Consider the following 15,434-nt stretch of genomic DNA (forward strand, 5'->3'; position numbering starts at 1 on the left):
CGCCGCCATGATCTGGCGGCGGCTTTTTCCGTTCCGGAAAGGGGGCGGTGCCACCACCCCCTCCATGGCTCAATCCAGCGGTTCAGGGTCGCCCGTGCCCATGTAGCGGGCCAGATTATGGTGCAGGCTGGCCACGGCCCGTTCCATATAGGGGTTTGGCTGGGTGCCGCGAAAGCCGACATTCTTCATCCCATGCTGGACGGCAGCCATGTTGGTGAAGTCCTGCTGCAGCACCGGCGGCCACTCCTCCGCTGCGGTGTAGGTCCATTCCGTCTGTGGCGCCTCCCCTTCAGGGAACAGTTCGTAGACCGCTGCCTCGAAGATGCATTTGTCTGGGTCGGCGCCATAGGGCCGGGCCGAATAGCAGAGCATGTTGTTGACCGCGTGGCCGATCTGGAAATTGGGGAATATCTGCCAGGCGGTGCCGCTCCTGGCCGTGTGGGCGGGATCGACCACGGGCCAGAACACCCCCCGCTTTTCGTCGTCGGCACGCGCACTTGCCAGCCAATGCTGGAGCACCTGGGGTGCGGGCGTTCCCTCCGGCAGTTCGTCCTTCAGCCGCTCGGCGGCCCGGACCAGCGTCATGGTCGTGTTGGTATTGGCATTCTCCCAGGTGAAAAGCTGCATTTCGGCCGTGGACAGGCGGGGATCCTCGCCCGAGCCGATGCGCAATTTCGCCTGGTTCTCGTCCATGTTCTTCGGGGCGTCATAGCCGATATTGCTGTGCAGCCCATATTTGCGCGCCCATCCCCGGAACTCGCCGAAGGCGTTGAATTCCGGATGGGTGGTCTGGACATGATAGGTTTCGCTGAACGCTTCGAGCGCCACCTTCCAGTTGCAATCGAAGATGATCCATTTGCGCCAGCGATAGCGCATATTCTGCAACTGGAAGGGATCCAGCATTTCCGGCACGACGCCCAGATAGTCGGCAAGCGTCCCGCAATCGGGATCGAGATTGATCCAGGCCCAGCCACCCCAGCTATCGACGCGGACATCGCCCAGTTTCGTCCTCTCGGCCGTCAGCTTGCCCTGCCAGTCGTCCTGGTGGTTCACGAAGGTGCATTGGCCCTGCCGGTCGAAAGTCCAGCCATGAAAGCCGCATATGATGCTGGTGCGATTGCCCCGCGCATTGCGCGCGCCGGCCGGCGTATCGATCAGCCGGCGCCCCCGGTGCGGACAGACATTGTGGAATGCGCGCAGTTCGTCCGGCCCCGTCCGCATGACGATGACCGAATCCTCCAATATGTCGTAGGTGATGAAGTCGCCGACATTGGGAATGTCCTCGATGCGCGCCGCCTGCAACCACAGTTTGCGCCAGAGCCGGTCCTGTTCCGCGCGGGCATAATCCTTCGAAATATAGGCCTCGACCGGAACCCTGACCGGCGCGATCAGGGTCTCATCCGGCTGGGCGACCTTGCTCAGTTCGTTCATGCCATCCTCGCTTTCCGGGCGGCGCGGCCGCCCTGTCTGTTCAGCGGCCCTGCCAATCGGGCCGGCGTTTTTCGGCAAAGGCGCGCGGACCTTCCTGCGCATCGTCGCTCATATAGGCATGTTCGGACGCGGCCCGCGCAGCCTGGAGCGCTGCGGCACGGCCCATCTCCGTCGCCAGCATCACCGTGTCGCGGCCCGCCTTGACGGAGAGCGGCGCGCCTTCCAGGACTTCCGCCGCCAGTTCCAGCGCCGCGTCCATCAGCGCCGCCGGCTCGGCAAGCCGATTGACCAGACCGATTTCATAGGCCCGCTGCGCGGTGATCGGCTTTCCGGTCAGGATGATTTCCATCATGATCCGCTGGGGAATCATGTGAATGAGCGGCGCCGCCCATGGGGAAGACCGACCGACCTTGACCTCGGTGATGGCGAAGCGCGCCGTGTTGCTGGCGACACAAAGGTCGCAGGCCTGGGCGATCATCCATCCACCGGCAAAAGCCACCCCGTTGACCGCCGCGATCGTCGGCTTGGACAGTTCTATGCTGTCATAGGGCAGCGGAAAAAGGTCGCGCGGCGGCACCCTCATCCCGGTCTCGACCATCTCCTTGAGGTCGCCGCCCGCGCAGAAAGCCCGGTCTCCCGCACCGGTCAGAATGGCGATGCGCAGGGTCGGGTCGCGTTCGAACCGATCCCATGCCGCCCGCAATCCCTCTCGCACGTCGCGGCTGAGGCAATTGCGCTGTTCGGGGCGATTGATGGTGAGGATGGCGATACCGTCGCTGCGGGTCTCGAAAAGGACGGCGTCACTCATGTCAGAACCCCTGCTGCTGGATCATGTGGGCCGCGCGCTCGAGCATTTCGCGAAAATCAGGATGCGCGATGGCGATCAGGCGGCGCGTGCGCTCGGCCAGATTTTGTCCCTTGAGTTCCGCCGCGCCGAATTCGGTGACGACGATGTCGACGTCGCTGCGCGCGGTCGTGACCGGACCCGAAAGCTGGGACACGATCTTGCTGACAGTCCCGCCCTTGGCCGATGCCGACAGGGCGATGATCGAGCGTCCGCCGGGCGATCGCGCGCCAGCCCGGACGAAATCGACCTGGCCGCCCGTGCCGCCGAGATAGGCGGAGCCGGACTGTTCGGCATTGACCTGGCCGGTCAGGTCGACCTCCAGCGCCGAGTTGATGGTCACCAGTCGGGACAGCCGGCCCAATATCGCGGCATCATGGGTATAGCTGGTTGCGCACATGCGGATGGCGGGGTTGCGATGCACCCAGTCATACAGGCGCCGGGTGCCGATCAGCGCACCGTTGATGGAAACGCCGGCGTCGATTTCCTTGCGGGCGTTGGTGACGACCCCGGCCTCGACCAGATCGACGAGCCCGTCGCCGATCATGCCCGAATGCACGCCCAGATCCTTGCGATCCTTGAGAAGGCGCAGCAGCGCGTCGGGCACGGCGCCGATGCCGGTCTGGATGACCGCGCCGTCGCCGATATAGGCGGCGCAGTGCCCGGCGATGGCCTCGTCGACCGCACCGATGGCGGCGGGCTGCACCTCCACCGGCGGTCGATTGACCGGAATCGCCATGTCGATCGCCGAAGCGGATATGCTCTCGCCGCAGGTGAAGGGCACGGCTTCGTTGACTTCGGCAATGACGACCCGCGCCTTGTCGACCGCGGCGCGGACATGATCGCTGATCAGGCCGCAACTATGGTTGCCGTCGGCATCGGCCGGGCTGACCTGGATCATCGCCACGTCGCAGGGGATGATCCCGGCGGTTATGAGCGGCCCGACCTGGCTGACATGGACAGGGATGATCTGCAACCGGCCGGCCTTCGTCATCGACCGGAGCGTCCCGATCGCACCCATGCTCGAAAGGGCGAAGCTCTCGGCACTTTCCGGCGTGAACAGGCCGGAAAAGCTGGTCGCGATGAAGGCGGTGAGGCCCCTTATCCCAGCGCCCTGCTCGATCAGCGCCTCTACCAGGCTGGTCGGTTCCCCGCAGGCCTGGCCGAAGACGATCGCATCGCCGGCCCTTAACATATCGGCGAAATGGACAGGTGCAGCGCGTGTCACGGCCCGACCTGCCGCAAGAGTTGTTCGGCGCGGCTAAGATGCGGACGATCGAGCATTCCCCCCTTGTAACCGATCGTGCCGACCCCCGGATGGGCGGCGAACAGATCGACGATGGCCTGCGCCTCGGCGATTTCATCGGTTGTGGGGGAGAAGGCCGCGTTGATCACGTCCACCTGCGCCGGGTGGATCGCCAGCATTCCGCGATACCCGTCGCGACGGACCTTTTCAGCCCTACTCTTCAAGCTGTCCAGGTCGCGAAAATCGCCCTGGATCGTCTCGATCGCGGCTACCCCGGCGGCGGCGGCGCCCAGCAGGCAAAGGCTGCGGGCCAGTTCATAGGTGTAGCCATAGCTGCCGTCGGCATTCCGATTGGAACTGGCGCCGATCGAATCGGCCAGATCCTCCGCCCCCCAGCTGAGCGCGACGACACGCGGCGCGCCCTTGTAGTCGCCGGTATGGAACATGGCCTCGGCCGTTTCGGTCACGAGCACGATCAGCGGGGTCGATCCTTCCGCAATGCCGTTCGCCACCTCCAGCGCGGACAGATAATGATCCAGACGCTCGACATCCGATCGTCCATTGGCCTTGGGCAACATGATGCCGCCGGGCCGGGCCGGCATGATCGCCGCCAGGTCCGCCAGCGTATGCGGCCCATCCAGCGGGTTGACCCGCACCCACAAACGCTCCAGCCCGTCCCTCGTCCGCAGGAAATCGTGGATCATTTGGCGGGCGAGAACCTTGTTCTCCGGCGCGACCGCATCCTCCAGGTCGAACAGCGCAATATCGGCGGCGCTGTCGGCCGCCTTCGCCATCTTCTTTTCGCTGTCCCCCGGCGCGAAGAGCCAGGAACGCATCTTGGTGGGCGGGGTCACGGACATTCGGTCAGGCACCTTTTTAACGAAACGGGGCAATCAGTAGGATTTTGGCAGATCGAGCACTTTTTCCGCCAGGAAATTCAGGATCATGTGCGGGCTGACCGGCGCCGTGCGCGGAATCAGCACTTCGCGCAGCAATCGTTCGACATGATATTCCTGCGCATAGCCCATGCCGCCCAGGGTCAGCATGGCGGTATGACAGGCCTCGAACGCGGCCTCCGCCGCCAGATATTTGCCGGCATTGGCTTCCACGCCGCAATCCTCGCCCTTGTCGAACTTGGTCGCCGCCTGCATCACCATCAGGTTCGCCGCCTCGAGCTGCGCCCAGCATTTGGCGAGCGGATGCTGGATTCCCTGGTTCATGCCGATCGGCCGGTCGAATACGATCCTTTCGCGCGCATAGCGGGCGGCGCGCTGGATCGCGTTGCGGCCAATGCCGATCGCCTCGGCGCCCAGCAGGATGCGCTCAGGGTTCAGTCCCTTGAGGATGATGCGGAAACCCTGCCCCTCCTCCCCGATCCGATCCCCTTCGGGAATGAAAAGATCGTTGATGAACAACATGTTGGATCCAACCGCATGGCGACCCATCTTGGGGATGAGCTGATGTTCGATACGATCCCGATCCAGCCTGGTGAAGAAGAGCGAGAGACCATGGGTCTTGTTGGCCACCTCCTCCAGGGGCGTCGTCCGCGCCAGCAGCATCATGCGGTCCGCGACATGGGCGTTGGTGATCCAGATCTTCTCGCCATTGACGCGATAGCCGCCCTCGACCCGCTCAGCCCGCGTCTTGAGCTTGGTCGTATCCAGGCCGGTATTGGGTTCGGTCACGGCGAAGCACATTTTTTCCGCGCCCGACAGGACCGGCGGGATCATGCGCTGCTTCTGCTCGTCGGTCCCGAAAAGCGCGATCGGCTCCAGGCTGAACACCGGGCCGTGGATGGTCGATGCCGCGGTCATCCCGCCGCCCGCCTCGGCCACCGCCTGCATCATGATCGCGGCCTCGGTAATGCCAAGACCCGCGCCCCCGACCGATTCCGGCATGGCGACGCCCAGCCAGCCCGCACCGGCCATCGCGGCATAGAAATCATCGGGAAAGACGCCGTCCCGGTCGCGCGCAAGCCAATAATCGTCGGAAAACTGCCCGCAATGCTGGAGCACATTTTCGCGGATACTCCGCTGATCTTCGGTCAATGCAAAATCCACGGACGCTTCGCCTCTGTTTCTCTCCCGATCCGCGTCGGGGGTATCAGCGGCCAACGGAGCGCACAATCGGACGCCCGCGACATATCGGTGGGGCGAAGCGGTTGCGCGTGGATTTCTCCGCCTTCCTATCCTAGCCCCGATGCATGGAACAGGAGAGCGAAATGAGCGCAGGCACCGCCGGGGGCGGCCCCTTGTCGGGCATCAGGGTGGTCGACCTGACCTCCATGGTCTTCGGCCCCTATGCGACGCAGATCATGGCGGACATGGGCGCCGACGTCATCAAGATCGAACCGCCAGACGGTGGCGACGCGACCCGCTACATCAATGCCGGGCCGACGCCCGACCTGGGCGGCGTGTTCACCAATGTGAACCGTGGCAAGCGCAGCGTAGTGCTGGACTTGCGGCAGGAGGCCGATCGCACGACGCTGCGCCGGCTGATCGCGACCGCCGACATCTTCATCCATTCCATGCGCGGCAAGGCGATCGCCCGGCTGGGGTTCGACTATGCCGCCGTCAGCGCGATCCGCCCCGACATCGTCTACACCAATTGCTATGGGTACAGCCGTCGCGGTCCGGATGCCGACAAGCCCGCCTATGACGACACCATCCAGGCAGAATGCGGCATTCCGCACCTTCAGGGCCTGATGACCGGCCAGCCCGATTTCGCCGCCACCATCATGGCGGACAAGGTGTCGGGGCTGACCGCGCTCTATGCCACGATGATGGCGCTGTTCCATCGCGAACGCACCGGCGAGGGGCAGGAAGTGGAAGTCGGCATGTTCGAAACCATGGCCTCCTTCATGCTGGCCGAACATGCGAGCGGGATGATGTTCGACCCGTCGCTCGGGCCGGCCCATTATCACCGCGTCGTGGCGCGCAACCGCAAGCCCTATCGCACCAGGGACGGCTATGTCGCGGCGCTGGTCTATAATGACAAGCATTGGAACGCCTTTATCCAGGCTGTCCAGCCGCCCTGGGCCAGCGACGCCTTCGATACGCTGGCCAAGCGGGCGAAGCAGATCGAACGCGTCTACGGGCTGCTGGGCGAGACCTTCCTGGAACGGACGACGCAGGAATGGCTCGATCTGCTGGAGCGGCTGCATATCCCGGCGGCGCCGCTGCGCACCACCGACGAACTGTTCGACAATCCGCATTTGAATGCCATCGGCTTCTTCGAATCCGTCGAGGCGCCCTATGGCACGGTGCGCTATCCGGGCGTGCCGACCTGGTTCTCGCGCACGCCGGGCCGGGTGGCCGGGCCGACGCCCCGACTGGGCACGGATACGCAGGATGTGCTGGCCGAACTGGACCGGGAATATCCGGTCGTCCCGGAATGAATCGATCAGGGCCTCCCGCTCCATCGGCACGGCGATGAAGCAGGCCGGCCGGCCGTTCATCCTTGAACCGCCTTCGCCAGTCTTTACGCTCCGGTGCCCAGGACAGGATAGCGACAGGGTGAACCATGGCGGAGGATGTGATGACCAAGGCGCGCGACGTGCCCTTCGAGGTGAACGATCCCGAGCGCATCCCCACGCCGCGCTACTATGACGCCGATTTCTACCAGCAGGAGGTCGAGCATCTGTGGCCCCATGTCTGGCAGATGGCGTGCCGGGTCGAGCAGATTCCGGAGATCGGCGACTGGATCGAATATAGCAATCTCGGCAAGTCGGTCATCATCGTGCGCGGGAAGGACGGCATCCGGGCGTTCCACAATGCCTGCCGCCATCGCGGTGTGCCGCTGACCGAAGGACCGCACGGCAATTGCAAGGGCAAGGGCTTCATCTGCCCCTTCCATGGCTGGCGCTGGAACAGCGAGGGCAAGAACAGCTTTGTCTACGGCCGCCATATGTTCAGCGAGCGGCAGCTGGACGAGGACGACCTGGCGCTGCGCCCCTGCCGCAGCGAGATCGCGATCGGTTGCGTCTTCATCAATTTCGATGACGATGCGCCGTCCCTGCGCGACCAGCTGGGGCCGCTCGCGGCCGGGCTCGACGCTTACCATGCCGACAGGATGCGCGCCGAATGGTGCTTCGGCACCGTGCTGCCGGCCAACTGGAAGATCGCGATGGAAGCCTTCATGGAAGGCTATCATGTGATGCGGACGCATCCGCAGCTGCAACAGAAGGTGCCGATCCTCTACAACAGCATGTACGGCATGGATACGGGCGGGATCGGCGTGCCGATCAACATGCATCGGTCGATGAAGGAAAATATCCAGGACCAGGTCGACCATATGCAGTTGCTGAGCGACGGCATGGCCGGCATGTGCCACGCCAAGGATGTCGCGGTCGCGCGCACGCTGGTCGATGTCGAACTGCCCGAAGATCCGCAGCAGGCGATCATGCACTGGTTCGGGATGGTCAACCATTGCGTCACCGAAGCGGCACGCGTGCGCGGCGAACCGGCGCCCGACCTCAACCGCATCGCGATGGAAACTCCGGTGAAGGCGGTCGAGTTCATCTTCCCCAACTATTTCCTGCTGCCTTTCCTTTCGAGCATGGCGGCCTATCGCATCCGCCCGCTGGGACCGGAAAGCTGCCTGTTCGAACTCTGGTCGCTCACTCATTTCCCCGAAGGCCAGGAACCCCCGCCGGTGATGGAGACGGTGATGCTGCCACATGACAGCGACCGTTTCCCGCAGATCCCCCGGCAGGATTATTCCAACATCCCCATCCAGCAGAAGGGGCTTCACGCGCAGGGCTTCGACTTCATGCGACTGTCGAAGGATATCGAGGGGCTGATCAGCAATTACCAGCGGATCATCGATGGCTATCTGAAGGGCGCGCCACGGGAAAGCCTGCTCGCCGCGACACAGAAGCTGGCCGGCAATTTCGACGGGCCGATTCTCGACCTGGGCCTTTGACCCCGCGGGCGGCGGGCGGCTCGGACCATCTCCGCGTCGCCCGTGCCGCTTATCCCCACAGCGCCTCGGCGGCGACCAGCGCCTGCCCGCCGCGCCCCCCAAGCTCCCCGATCAACGCCTTCAGCCGATAGGTCCACAAATGGAGCGGATGCTCCAGCGTCATGCCCATGGCGCCAAGGAACTGGTGGAAGTCGTATACCGCGAGGCGCGCCGATTCCTGGGCGTGCAGCGCCGCCAGCGCGGCGTCCGCCGGATCGAGCGTGGCCGCCGCCTTCATCGCCAGCCAGTGGACGCCATTGGCGCGCACCTGCGCTTCGGCCAGCCGGTGCCGCAATGCCTGGAAGGTCGCGAGCGGCCGGCCGAATTGCTGGCGATCGGTCACATGCGCGACCGTGCTGTCCAGCGCCGCGCCAAGCAGGCCCGCAGCCTCCGCCGCCAGCGCGATGCGCCAGCGAGTCAGCACATCCTGCGGCGAAAGGGCCAGGCGTGCGCGATCGACGGGCGCGGCGACCAGGTTGCCCATCGGATAGGCGTGGAGTGCGTCGGGTTCGGCGCGCACCTGATCCGCGGCCACGATGAAGCAGGACACGTCGGAGGCACCGACCATCAGCACGGTCGCGCCGGGCGCGAGAAACCGGATCGGGCGATGTTCCCGACCCTCCTCCACCAGGCAGAGCGGCCGGGGCTTGTCATCCCCCAGCAACGGCCGGACGACCGCGCTGGCCGCCGCCTCCACCGCCTGCGGCAGGCGCGCCAGCGCCGCGACGACCAGCGCCGCCGTGACGATCCCCAGATCGGGGTCGAACCCGACATCGAGAAACCCTCCCTCCGCAAGCGCCCGGTCCAGCGGCGCATCGGGCAAGGCAAAACCGGAGTCATGCAGGGAAGCCGCGGCGAAGGGCCGTGTCAGGCTGTCGATCGCATCGAGAATGGCGACCTGATCGTCGCTCAGCGCCAGATCCATCAGCGCGGCTCCCTGGGCAGTTTGAGAATATCGGTGGCGATGATGTTGAGCTGGATTTCCGCCGCACCGGCCGCGATGCCGGCGACGATGCCGCGCTGGTGGTGCATCTTCAGATAAGGATGGGCGTCCGCCAGCGCTTCGGGCAGATATTCGACGACGAACTCGCACACTCGCCGCTCGGCCATCACTGTCGCGAACCGGGCGGAACTGGATTCCGCGCCGATCGGCTCGCCCTTGGCGCGACGGTCGATCAGGGCATAGCTCGCCATGCGGGCGGCCTCGCACAGGGCGGCCGCATGGGCCGCCTCGATCTTCACCGCATCGCCGCGCCAGTCACCCAGCATCCTGAGTTCCGCCACGGCCCGGTCGAGCGCCGCGCGCGCGAGCGCATAGCGCGGTATGCCGAGCCGCTCGTTGGTCAGCGAATAGGCGATGATCTCCCACGCCTGGCCTTCCTCGCCCAGAAGCGCTGAAACCGGCACGGTCACATCGTCGAAAAATACCTCATGAATATCGCCCTCGCCGATCAGCGAGGGGATCTGCCGCACGGTGATGCCGGGCGTGTCCATCGGTACCAGCAGGATGGATATGCCCTTCTTGCGATCGTCGCTGGTCCGGCAGACCAGAAAGCAGCTGTCCGCCAGGCCGGCATAGCTGGTCCAGATCTTCTGCCCGTTGACGCGATATGTCTCGCCGTCGCGCACCGCCCGTGTTCGCAGCGACGCCAGGTCCGACCCGGAACCGGGTTCGGAAAAGCCCTGGCACCAGAGCGCCCGCCCCTGCGCGATCGGTGGCAGGTAGCGCGCCTTCTGCGCCTCCGACCCATAGCGGATCAGGGTGGGGCCGATCCAGTTGACGTTCATATACTGGCCGCCGCGTGGTTCGCCCGCGATCCACATCTCCTCGGCCAGGATCGCCTGGTGCCACGGATCAAGGCCCAGCCCGCCCAGCGCGACGGGCCAGTGCGGGATCAGCAACCCCTCCTCCGCCAGCCTGCCGCAAAAGCCCTCCGCATAGCGGGTGAGCGCCGGCGACGCCGGACCATGCTGCGAAAAACGCTCCCAATCCTCCGGCAGCCAGTCAGCCAGCAGATCGCGCAGTCGCTGGCGAAAGCCAGCCTCTTTCTCTGTCCACTCAAAATTCATCGCATCGCTCTTCCGGCATGGCGCATGTCTCCGGGTACCCAAAGCCCGGCGCCGAGAACAGGGCAGCCCCCAAGAGAACGCCCCGGTGATATGGCGCGGCGGGGCTTGGACAAGGGATGCTCGGCGCGAGAATATCGGCGCGACCGACAAGGACCAGACCGCCGATGACCGACATCCGCTACACCCCCCTCGCCCGGCTGGCGGACGTGCCGAATGGCGCGACAAAGGCGGTGGAAACGGACGGCCGCTCGATCATGCTGTGCCATCTCGAGGGGAAGATTCATGCCCTCGACAACCTATGCTCTCATGCGCAGGAACCGCTCGCCTGCGGCCGGATGCGGCTGGGCTGGATCGCCTGCCCGGCGCATGGCGCGCGCTTCGATCTGGAAACGGGCGAGCCGCTGACCGGCCCTGCCACGGAGCCGATCGCGACTTATGCGGTGCGGATCGTGGACGGCATGATCGAGGTGGCGCTCTGAGCCGCGCGGCAATCTTCATCGCCTTGCCGATATCGCGCGCCATCCGGCGCGTCGGCCATCGCAATTGGCGCCCGGCCGACGCACAGAGGCATGAACGAACGAGGAGAGTGGCAGCTTGACCGACATGGCGGCTAATCTGCGGCAGGAGGTGCGGACCTGGCTTGCCGATCATGCGCCCAGGGACTGGCGCGCCCGCAGCACGAGCGAGGCGGCCTTTCTGGAGCTGCAACGCAGCTGGTTCGCCGCGCTGGTGGAGGGCGGCTATGCCGTGCCGCACTGGCCCGCCGGATGGCCCGGCGGCGGCCGCAGCCTGGCCGAGCAGAAGGTCATCTACGAGGAATTCGCCCGCGCCGACACGCCGCGCCTGCTCCTCTCCTTCATGTCGACCTATCACGCCGCCTCCACCCTGTTCGAATGGGGCAGCAAGGCGCAGCAGCAGCGTTACATCCCCCGCATCCTGGAAGGCGAGATATGGTGCCAGGGCTTTTCCGAGCCCAATGCCGGATCGGACCTTGCCGCGCTGCGGACCCGCGCCGAACGGCGCGGCGACGTCTATGTGGTGAACGGCCAGAAACTCTGGTCGACCATGGGCCAGTTCGCGGACAAATGCCTGCTGCTCGTGCGGACGAGCAGCGAAGGCGCCAAGCAGGCCGGCCTCACCTATTTGTTGCTGGACCTGCGGGCGCCCGGCGTCACCATCCGCCCGATCCACCAGATCCATGGCGACGAGGAGTTCGCCGAACTGTTCCTCGACAATGTCGAGGTGCCGGTGGCGGACCGGCTGGGCGAGGAAGGCCAGGGCTGGACCGTGGCGCAATCGACCCTTGCGTCCGAGCGCGGCCTGACCCTGCTGGAACTGAGCGCCCGGATGAAGGGCGCGCTGTGGCGGATCGCCGACCTCATCCGCGCGGCGGGGCGGCAGGAGGATGCCGGCATCCTGCGTGATTTGGGCAAGCTGGCGACCCGCGTGGACGCCACCTGCGCGGTGGCTGACCAGTTCCTGGCCAACCGCATCGCGGGCGAGGAACGGGTGGGAGACGCCTCGATCGTCAAGCTCGCCTATGCCCGCACGCTGCGGGTCTTCACCGATCTGGGGGTGCGGATCGGCGGGATCGACGCGCAATATCATGCCCCGATCACCTATGGCGGGGGGATGGAAACGGGCAACTGGATGGCCGATTTCATGAACAGCTATGCTTGGACCATCGCAGGCGGCAGCGACGAGGTGCAGCGCAACATCATCGCCGAACGTCTGCTCGGGATGCCGCGGGAGCCGAAAGGCTGGACGCTGCGGGAGGATGCAGCATGAGCATGACCCGCACCGAATTGCAGGATGCTGCGATACGCGCCTTTCCGCCGGCCGACCTGGTACCCGACGCCGATCGCAGCTGGACCATGATCGCGGAGATGGGCTGGCTGATGATGGCCGTCCCGGAGGACCAGGGCGGCCTGGGGCTGGGGCTGGAAGCCGTCGGAGTGGTGCATCAGGCGCTGGGCCGCGCGTTGGTGCCGGGTCCGGCCATCGCCCAGATGCTGGTGATTGAGGCGCTGAGCGCAACCGGGCAGGACGCGCTGCTCGAACGGGCGATGGCGGGCGAGGTGATGACGGCGCCCCTGGCCGATGGAGCCACGGCAGTGCTCGATGCCGACCGGGCAAGCCATATCGTGCTGACCGACAAAGCGCGCATCCTGCTGGCGCCGATCGAAGGCTGCACCGTCACGGAACGGCCTACCTGGGACCGGACCAGGCGGCTGTTCGACGTAACGGTCGCCGACGATCGCGCGATCCTGCTGGTGGCGGGGGCGGAGGCGGCCGCGCTGGCCGACCGGATCGCCACGCTGCGCAGCATCGCCCTCACGGCCGATTGCCTGGGCGGCGCGGAGGCCGCACTCGCGATGACGATCGACTATCTTCAGACCCGGCGCCAGTTCGATCGTCCGCTGGCGCTGTTCCAGGCGCTCAAGCATCGCGTCGCGGACATGAAGACCGCGCTGGCGGCGGCCGAAGCGCTCTTCTGGGCGCGCGCCGAGGATCCGGCGGCGGACCGGATCGCGATGGGCGCGCTCAAGGCCCATGCGGCAGGCGTCTATCGCCTGATCGCCGAGGAGGCGATCCAGCTGCACGGCGGAATCGGCCTGACCATGGAGCATCCCTGCCATCTCTTCCTCAAGCGGGCGATGCTGAACGCCGTGCTGGGCGGCGATGCGGATCACTGGCACGCGGAAGCGGGGCGACGGGCCATGACGGCGGCGATCGCCTGACAAGGATGGAAGGAGGGGACCGGACATGAAGGCGCTGGCGACTGCTGCGACATTGGCCCTGTTGATGGCGGGATCGACGGGCGCCGCCCCCTCGCCCGTTCCGCCGGCCCCACCAGCCTCCCCGCCGGTGGAGGACGCGCTGTTCGCCCAGCCCTATATCGACAAGGATGAATGGCACGACGCTCCCGTCCGTCACCGCTACGTCCATGGGGGGTTCAAGGGCACGCAGACGCGCTTTTCCTTCTATTTCCCTGAGCCTGCCCAATATCAGGGCCGCTTCTTCCAGCATATCACGCCCGTTCCCGACAGCGAGAACAACGCCCAGCTTCCAGGCACGCCGGAAGAGGACAAGATCGGTTTCGCCATCGCATCGGGCGCCTATTTCGTCGAGACCAACGGCGGCGGCCGCGATCAGGTCGGGATGCCGGGCAAGGGGGTCGATCCGACCATCGCCGCCTGGCGCGCCAATGCGGCGGCGGCCCGTTATTCCCGCGTGGTGGCGCAGTCCATATATGGCGGCAAACGACCCTATGGCTATGCCTATGGCGGCAGCGGCGGCGGCTTCCGCACGATCGGTTCGATCGAAAATAGCGACGGCGTCTGGGACGGGGTGGTGCCCTATGTGATCGGATCGACCATGGCGATCCCCAACATGTTCACCGTGCGGATGCACGCGATGCGTCTGCTGAAGGACCGTTTCCCGCAGATCGTCGATGCCGTGGAGCCGGGCGGCAGCGGCAATCCCTATGCCGGGCTGAACGCGAAGGAGGCGGCCGCCCTGCGCGAGGTTACGCGCATGGGGTTCCCGACGCCCTCCTGGTTCGGCTACCGCACCATGGGCGTCCATGGCTTCGCCGCCCTCTATCAGGGGTTGGTGATGGCCGATCCCACCTATTTCAACGATTTCTGGACCAAGGCGGGCTATCTGGGCTTTGACGATCCCCATGGCTTCGATGGCGCGCGGGTGCAGCACAAGACCGCCATCGCCGCACCGATCAGCGCGGCGGAAGCGGCCCGCATGGGTCTCTCGACCAGCGTCGTCGACGGTCGCAAGGATGGCGGCGTCGACAATGCCTTTGCCGCCTTGCAGGGCAACGAGGCCCAGCGGATCGTCGCCTATCGCCTGTCGAGCGCCCCGCCCAGGGTCGATTTTCTCGGCGGCGACCTGGTCGTCGCATCCGGCGCGGGCATGGGCAAGCGGCTGGCGCTCAGCCGGATCGAGGGTGATATCGCGATCCTGGGCGTGACCGACCCGGCGCTGGCAGCCAGCCTCAAGCCCGGCGATGCGGTCCAGGTCGACAACAGCAACTTCCTCGCCGCGCAGACCTACCACCGGCACCAGGTGCCGGGGCGGGACTTTCCGGTCTGGGATCAGTTCCGCAAGCCCGATGGCCGGCCAATCTATCCCCAGCGTCCCATGATCATCGGGCCGCTCTTCGTCCAGTCCACCGCCGGATCGCAGCTGACGGGCCGCTTCAAGGGCAAGATGATCATCGTCGAAAATCTGTGGGACCGCGAAGCCATGCCCTGGCAGGCGGACTGGTATCGGCAGCGGATCGCCTCGCATCTGGGCGCGGCGACCGACGATCATGTGCGGCTCTGGTACACCGATCACGCGCTGCACGGCGACAGCAGCCGGCAGGAGGATCCGACCCGCACGGTCAGCTATCTCGGCATGTTGCAACAGGCGCTGCGCGATCTGGCCGCCTGGGTGGAAGAGGGCGTCGCGCCTCCGGCCGGCACCGCCTATCGCATCGCCGATGGCCAGGTGCTGGTTCCGGCGGACGCGGCGGCGCGCAAGGGCATCCAGCCGGTCGCGACCGTGACGGTCCGGGGCGGCGACATGGCGACGGCGAGGCCGGGGGAGCCGGTCGCGTTCAGCGCAACCATCGCAGTTCCGCCGGGTGCCGGAAAGATCGTCTCGGCCGAATGGGACTTCGAGGGCGACGGCCGCTTTCCGGTCAGCGCGCGCCTTCCGGCCGGATCACCATCGAGCGTCCGGCTGACCGCGCGGTACGCCTTCACCCGGCCAGGCGTCTATTTCCCCGCCCTGCGCGTCGCATCGGAACGCCATGGTGACACGGCAACGCCCTTTGCGCGTGTCCAGAATCTGGGACGCGTCCGGGTCGTCGTGCGATAG

At 66.0% G+C, this 15,434-nt stretch carries 13 protein-coding genes; 6 read left to right on the plus strand and 7 right to left on the minus strand.

Annotated features, from left to right (window positions below):
- Positions 1 to 69 precede the first annotated feature (69 nt).
- From A7Q26_RS19635 to A7Q26_RS19655, 5 genes are read right to left on the minus strand one after another with little or no spacing between them, the layout of a single operon-like run.
- Positions 70 to 1,431 (minus strand): aromatic ring-hydroxylating oxygenase subunit alpha, encoded by a 1,362-nt coding sequence (locus tag A7Q26_RS19635; protein WP_066863265.1) that lies wholly within the window; start codon positions 1,429 to 1,431, stop codon positions 70 to 72.
- Between the two features lie 40 nt (positions 1,432 to 1,471).
- Positions 1,472 to 2,239 carry an enoyl-CoA hydratase/isomerase family protein gene (locus A7Q26_RS19640; RefSeq protein WP_066863268.1) on the minus strand — a complete coding sequence of 256 codons (768 nt, stop codon included), beginning with the start codon at positions 2,237 to 2,239 and terminating at the stop codon, positions 1,472 to 1,474.
- A gap of 1 nt (position 2,240) precedes the next feature.
- Entirely contained in the window at positions 2,241 to 3,470 is a 1,230-nt protein-coding gene (locus tag A7Q26_RS19645; protein ID WP_066863271.1) for an acetyl-CoA hydrolase/transferase family protein, read from the minus strand.
- 29 nt (positions 3,471 to 3,499) lie between these two features.
- Positions 3,500 to 4,381 carry an HpcH/HpaI aldolase/citrate lyase family protein gene (locus A7Q26_RS19650; RefSeq protein WP_198162993.1) on the minus strand — a complete coding sequence of 294 codons (882 nt, stop codon included), beginning with the start codon at positions 4,379 to 4,381 and terminating at the stop codon, positions 3,500 to 3,502.
- 33 nt (positions 4,382 to 4,414) lie between these two features.
- A complete protein-coding gene (locus A7Q26_RS19655; RefSeq protein ID WP_232313878.1) occupies positions 4,415 to 5,569 on the minus strand; it encodes an acyl-CoA dehydrogenase family protein in 1,155 nt (384 codons plus the stop codon).
- Between the two features lie 173 nt (positions 5,570 to 5,742).
- Between A7Q26_RS19655 and A7Q26_RS19660 the strand changes: the two genes are divergently transcribed.
- Together A7Q26_RS19660 and A7Q26_RS19665 are read left to right on the plus strand one after the other, a co-directional pair.
- Entirely contained in the window at positions 5,743 to 6,918 is a 1,176-nt protein-coding gene (locus A7Q26_RS19660; protein ID WP_066863759.1) for a CaiB/BaiF CoA transferase family protein, read from the plus strand.
- A gap of 140 nt (positions 6,919 to 7,058) precedes the next feature.
- Entirely contained in the window at positions 7,059 to 8,444 is a 1,386-nt protein-coding gene (locus A7Q26_RS19665; protein WP_066863763.1) for an aromatic ring-hydroxylating oxygenase subunit alpha, read from the plus strand.
- 49 nt (positions 8,445 to 8,493) lie between these two features.
- Here A7Q26_RS19665 and A7Q26_RS19670 read toward each other — a convergent pair whose 3' ends face one another.
- Positions 8,494 to 9,408: an acyl-CoA dehydrogenase family protein gene (locus A7Q26_RS19670; RefSeq protein ID WP_066863277.1), complete on the minus strand. Its 915-nt coding sequence runs from the start codon at positions 9,406 to 9,408 to the stop codon at positions 8,494 to 8,496.
- Positions 9,408 to 10,553 (minus strand): acyl-CoA dehydrogenase family protein, encoded by a 1,146-nt coding sequence (locus tag A7Q26_RS19675; RefSeq protein ID WP_066863280.1) that lies wholly within the window; start codon positions 10,551 to 10,553, stop codon positions 9,408 to 9,410. The genes A7Q26_RS19670 and A7Q26_RS19675 overlap by 1 nt, the downstream gene beginning before the upstream one ends.
- A gap of 164 nt (positions 10,554 to 10,717) precedes the next feature.
- On the opposite strand from A7Q26_RS19675, the gene A7Q26_RS19680 reads away from it, so the two are divergent.
- From A7Q26_RS19680 to A7Q26_RS19695, 4 genes are all read left to right on the plus strand, one after another.
- Positions 10,718 to 11,032: a Rieske (2Fe-2S) protein gene (locus A7Q26_RS19680; protein WP_066863283.1), complete on the plus strand. Its 315-nt coding sequence runs from the start codon at positions 10,718 to 10,720 to the stop codon at positions 11,030 to 11,032.
- 124 nt (positions 11,033 to 11,156) lie between these two features.
- On the plus strand, positions 11,157 to 12,341 hold the full coding sequence (locus tag A7Q26_RS19685; RefSeq protein WP_066863285.1) for an acyl-CoA dehydrogenase family protein: 1,185 nt from the start codon (positions 11,157 to 11,159) through the stop codon (positions 12,339 to 12,341).
- Positions 12,338 to 13,294, plus strand: coding sequence for an acyl-CoA dehydrogenase (locus A7Q26_RS19690; RefSeq protein WP_066863288.1), 957 nt, complete (start codon positions 12,338 to 12,340; stop codon positions 13,292 to 13,294). Before A7Q26_RS19685 ends, A7Q26_RS19690 begins: the two co-directional genes overlap by 4 nt.
- A gap of 25 nt (positions 13,295 to 13,319) precedes the next feature.
- Positions 13,320 to 15,434: a PKD domain-containing protein gene (locus tag A7Q26_RS19695; protein ID WP_066863291.1), complete on the plus strand. Its 2,115-nt coding sequence runs from the start codon at positions 13,320 to 13,322 to the stop codon at positions 15,432 to 15,434.

This window comes from Sphingobium sp. TCM1 (assembly GCF_001650725.1).
In the GTDB taxonomy this organism is placed as follows: Bacteria; Pseudomonadota; Alphaproteobacteria; order Sphingomonadales; family Sphingomonadaceae; genus Sphingobium.

Bases quoted from the DNA above. Each gene is read 5' to 3' on its own strand.
- A7Q26_RS19635 (WP_066863265.1), bottom strand. From the start codon at position 1,431: ATGAACGAACTGAGCAAGGTCGCCCAGCCGGATGAGACCCTGATCGCG.
- A7Q26_RS19640 (WP_066863268.1), bottom strand. From the start codon at position 2,239: ATGAGTGACGCCGTCCTTTTCGAGACCCGCAGCGACGGTATCGCCATC.
- A7Q26_RS19645 (WP_066863271.1), bottom strand. From the start codon at position 3,470: ATGTTAAGGGCCGGCGATGCGATCGTCTTCGGCCAGGCCTGCGGGGAA.
- A7Q26_RS19650 (WP_198162993.1), bottom strand. From the start codon at position 4,381: ATGTCCGTGACCCCGCCCACCAAGATGCGTTCCTGGCTCTTCGCGCCG.
- A7Q26_RS19660 (WP_066863759.1), top strand. From the start codon at position 5,743: ATGAGCGCAGGCACCGCCGGGGGCGGCCCCTTGTCGGGCATCAGGGTG.
- A7Q26_RS19665 (WP_066863763.1), top strand. From the start codon at position 7,059: ATGACCAAGGCGCGCGACGTGCCCTTCGAGGTGAACGATCCCGAGCGC.
- A7Q26_RS19670 (WP_066863277.1), bottom strand. From the start codon at position 9,408: ATGGATCTGGCGCTGAGCGACGATCAGGTCGCCATTCTCGATGCGATC.
- A7Q26_RS19675 (WP_066863280.1), bottom strand. From the start codon at position 10,553: ATGAATTTTGAGTGGACAGAGAAAGAGGCTGGCTTTCGCCAGCGACTG.
- A7Q26_RS19680 (WP_066863283.1), top strand. From the start codon at position 10,718: ATGACCGACATCCGCTACACCCCCCTCGCCCGGCTGGCGGACGTGCCG.
- A7Q26_RS19685 (WP_066863285.1), top strand. From the start codon at position 11,157: ATGGCGGCTAATCTGCGGCAGGAGGTGCGGACCTGGCTTGCCGATCAT.
- A7Q26_RS19690 (WP_066863288.1), top strand. From the start codon at position 12,338: ATGAGCATGACCCGCACCGAATTGCAGGATGCTGCGATACGCGCCTTT.
- A7Q26_RS19695 (WP_066863291.1), top strand. From the start codon at position 13,320: ATGAAGGCGCTGGCGACTGCTGCGACATTGGCCCTGTTGATGGCGGGA.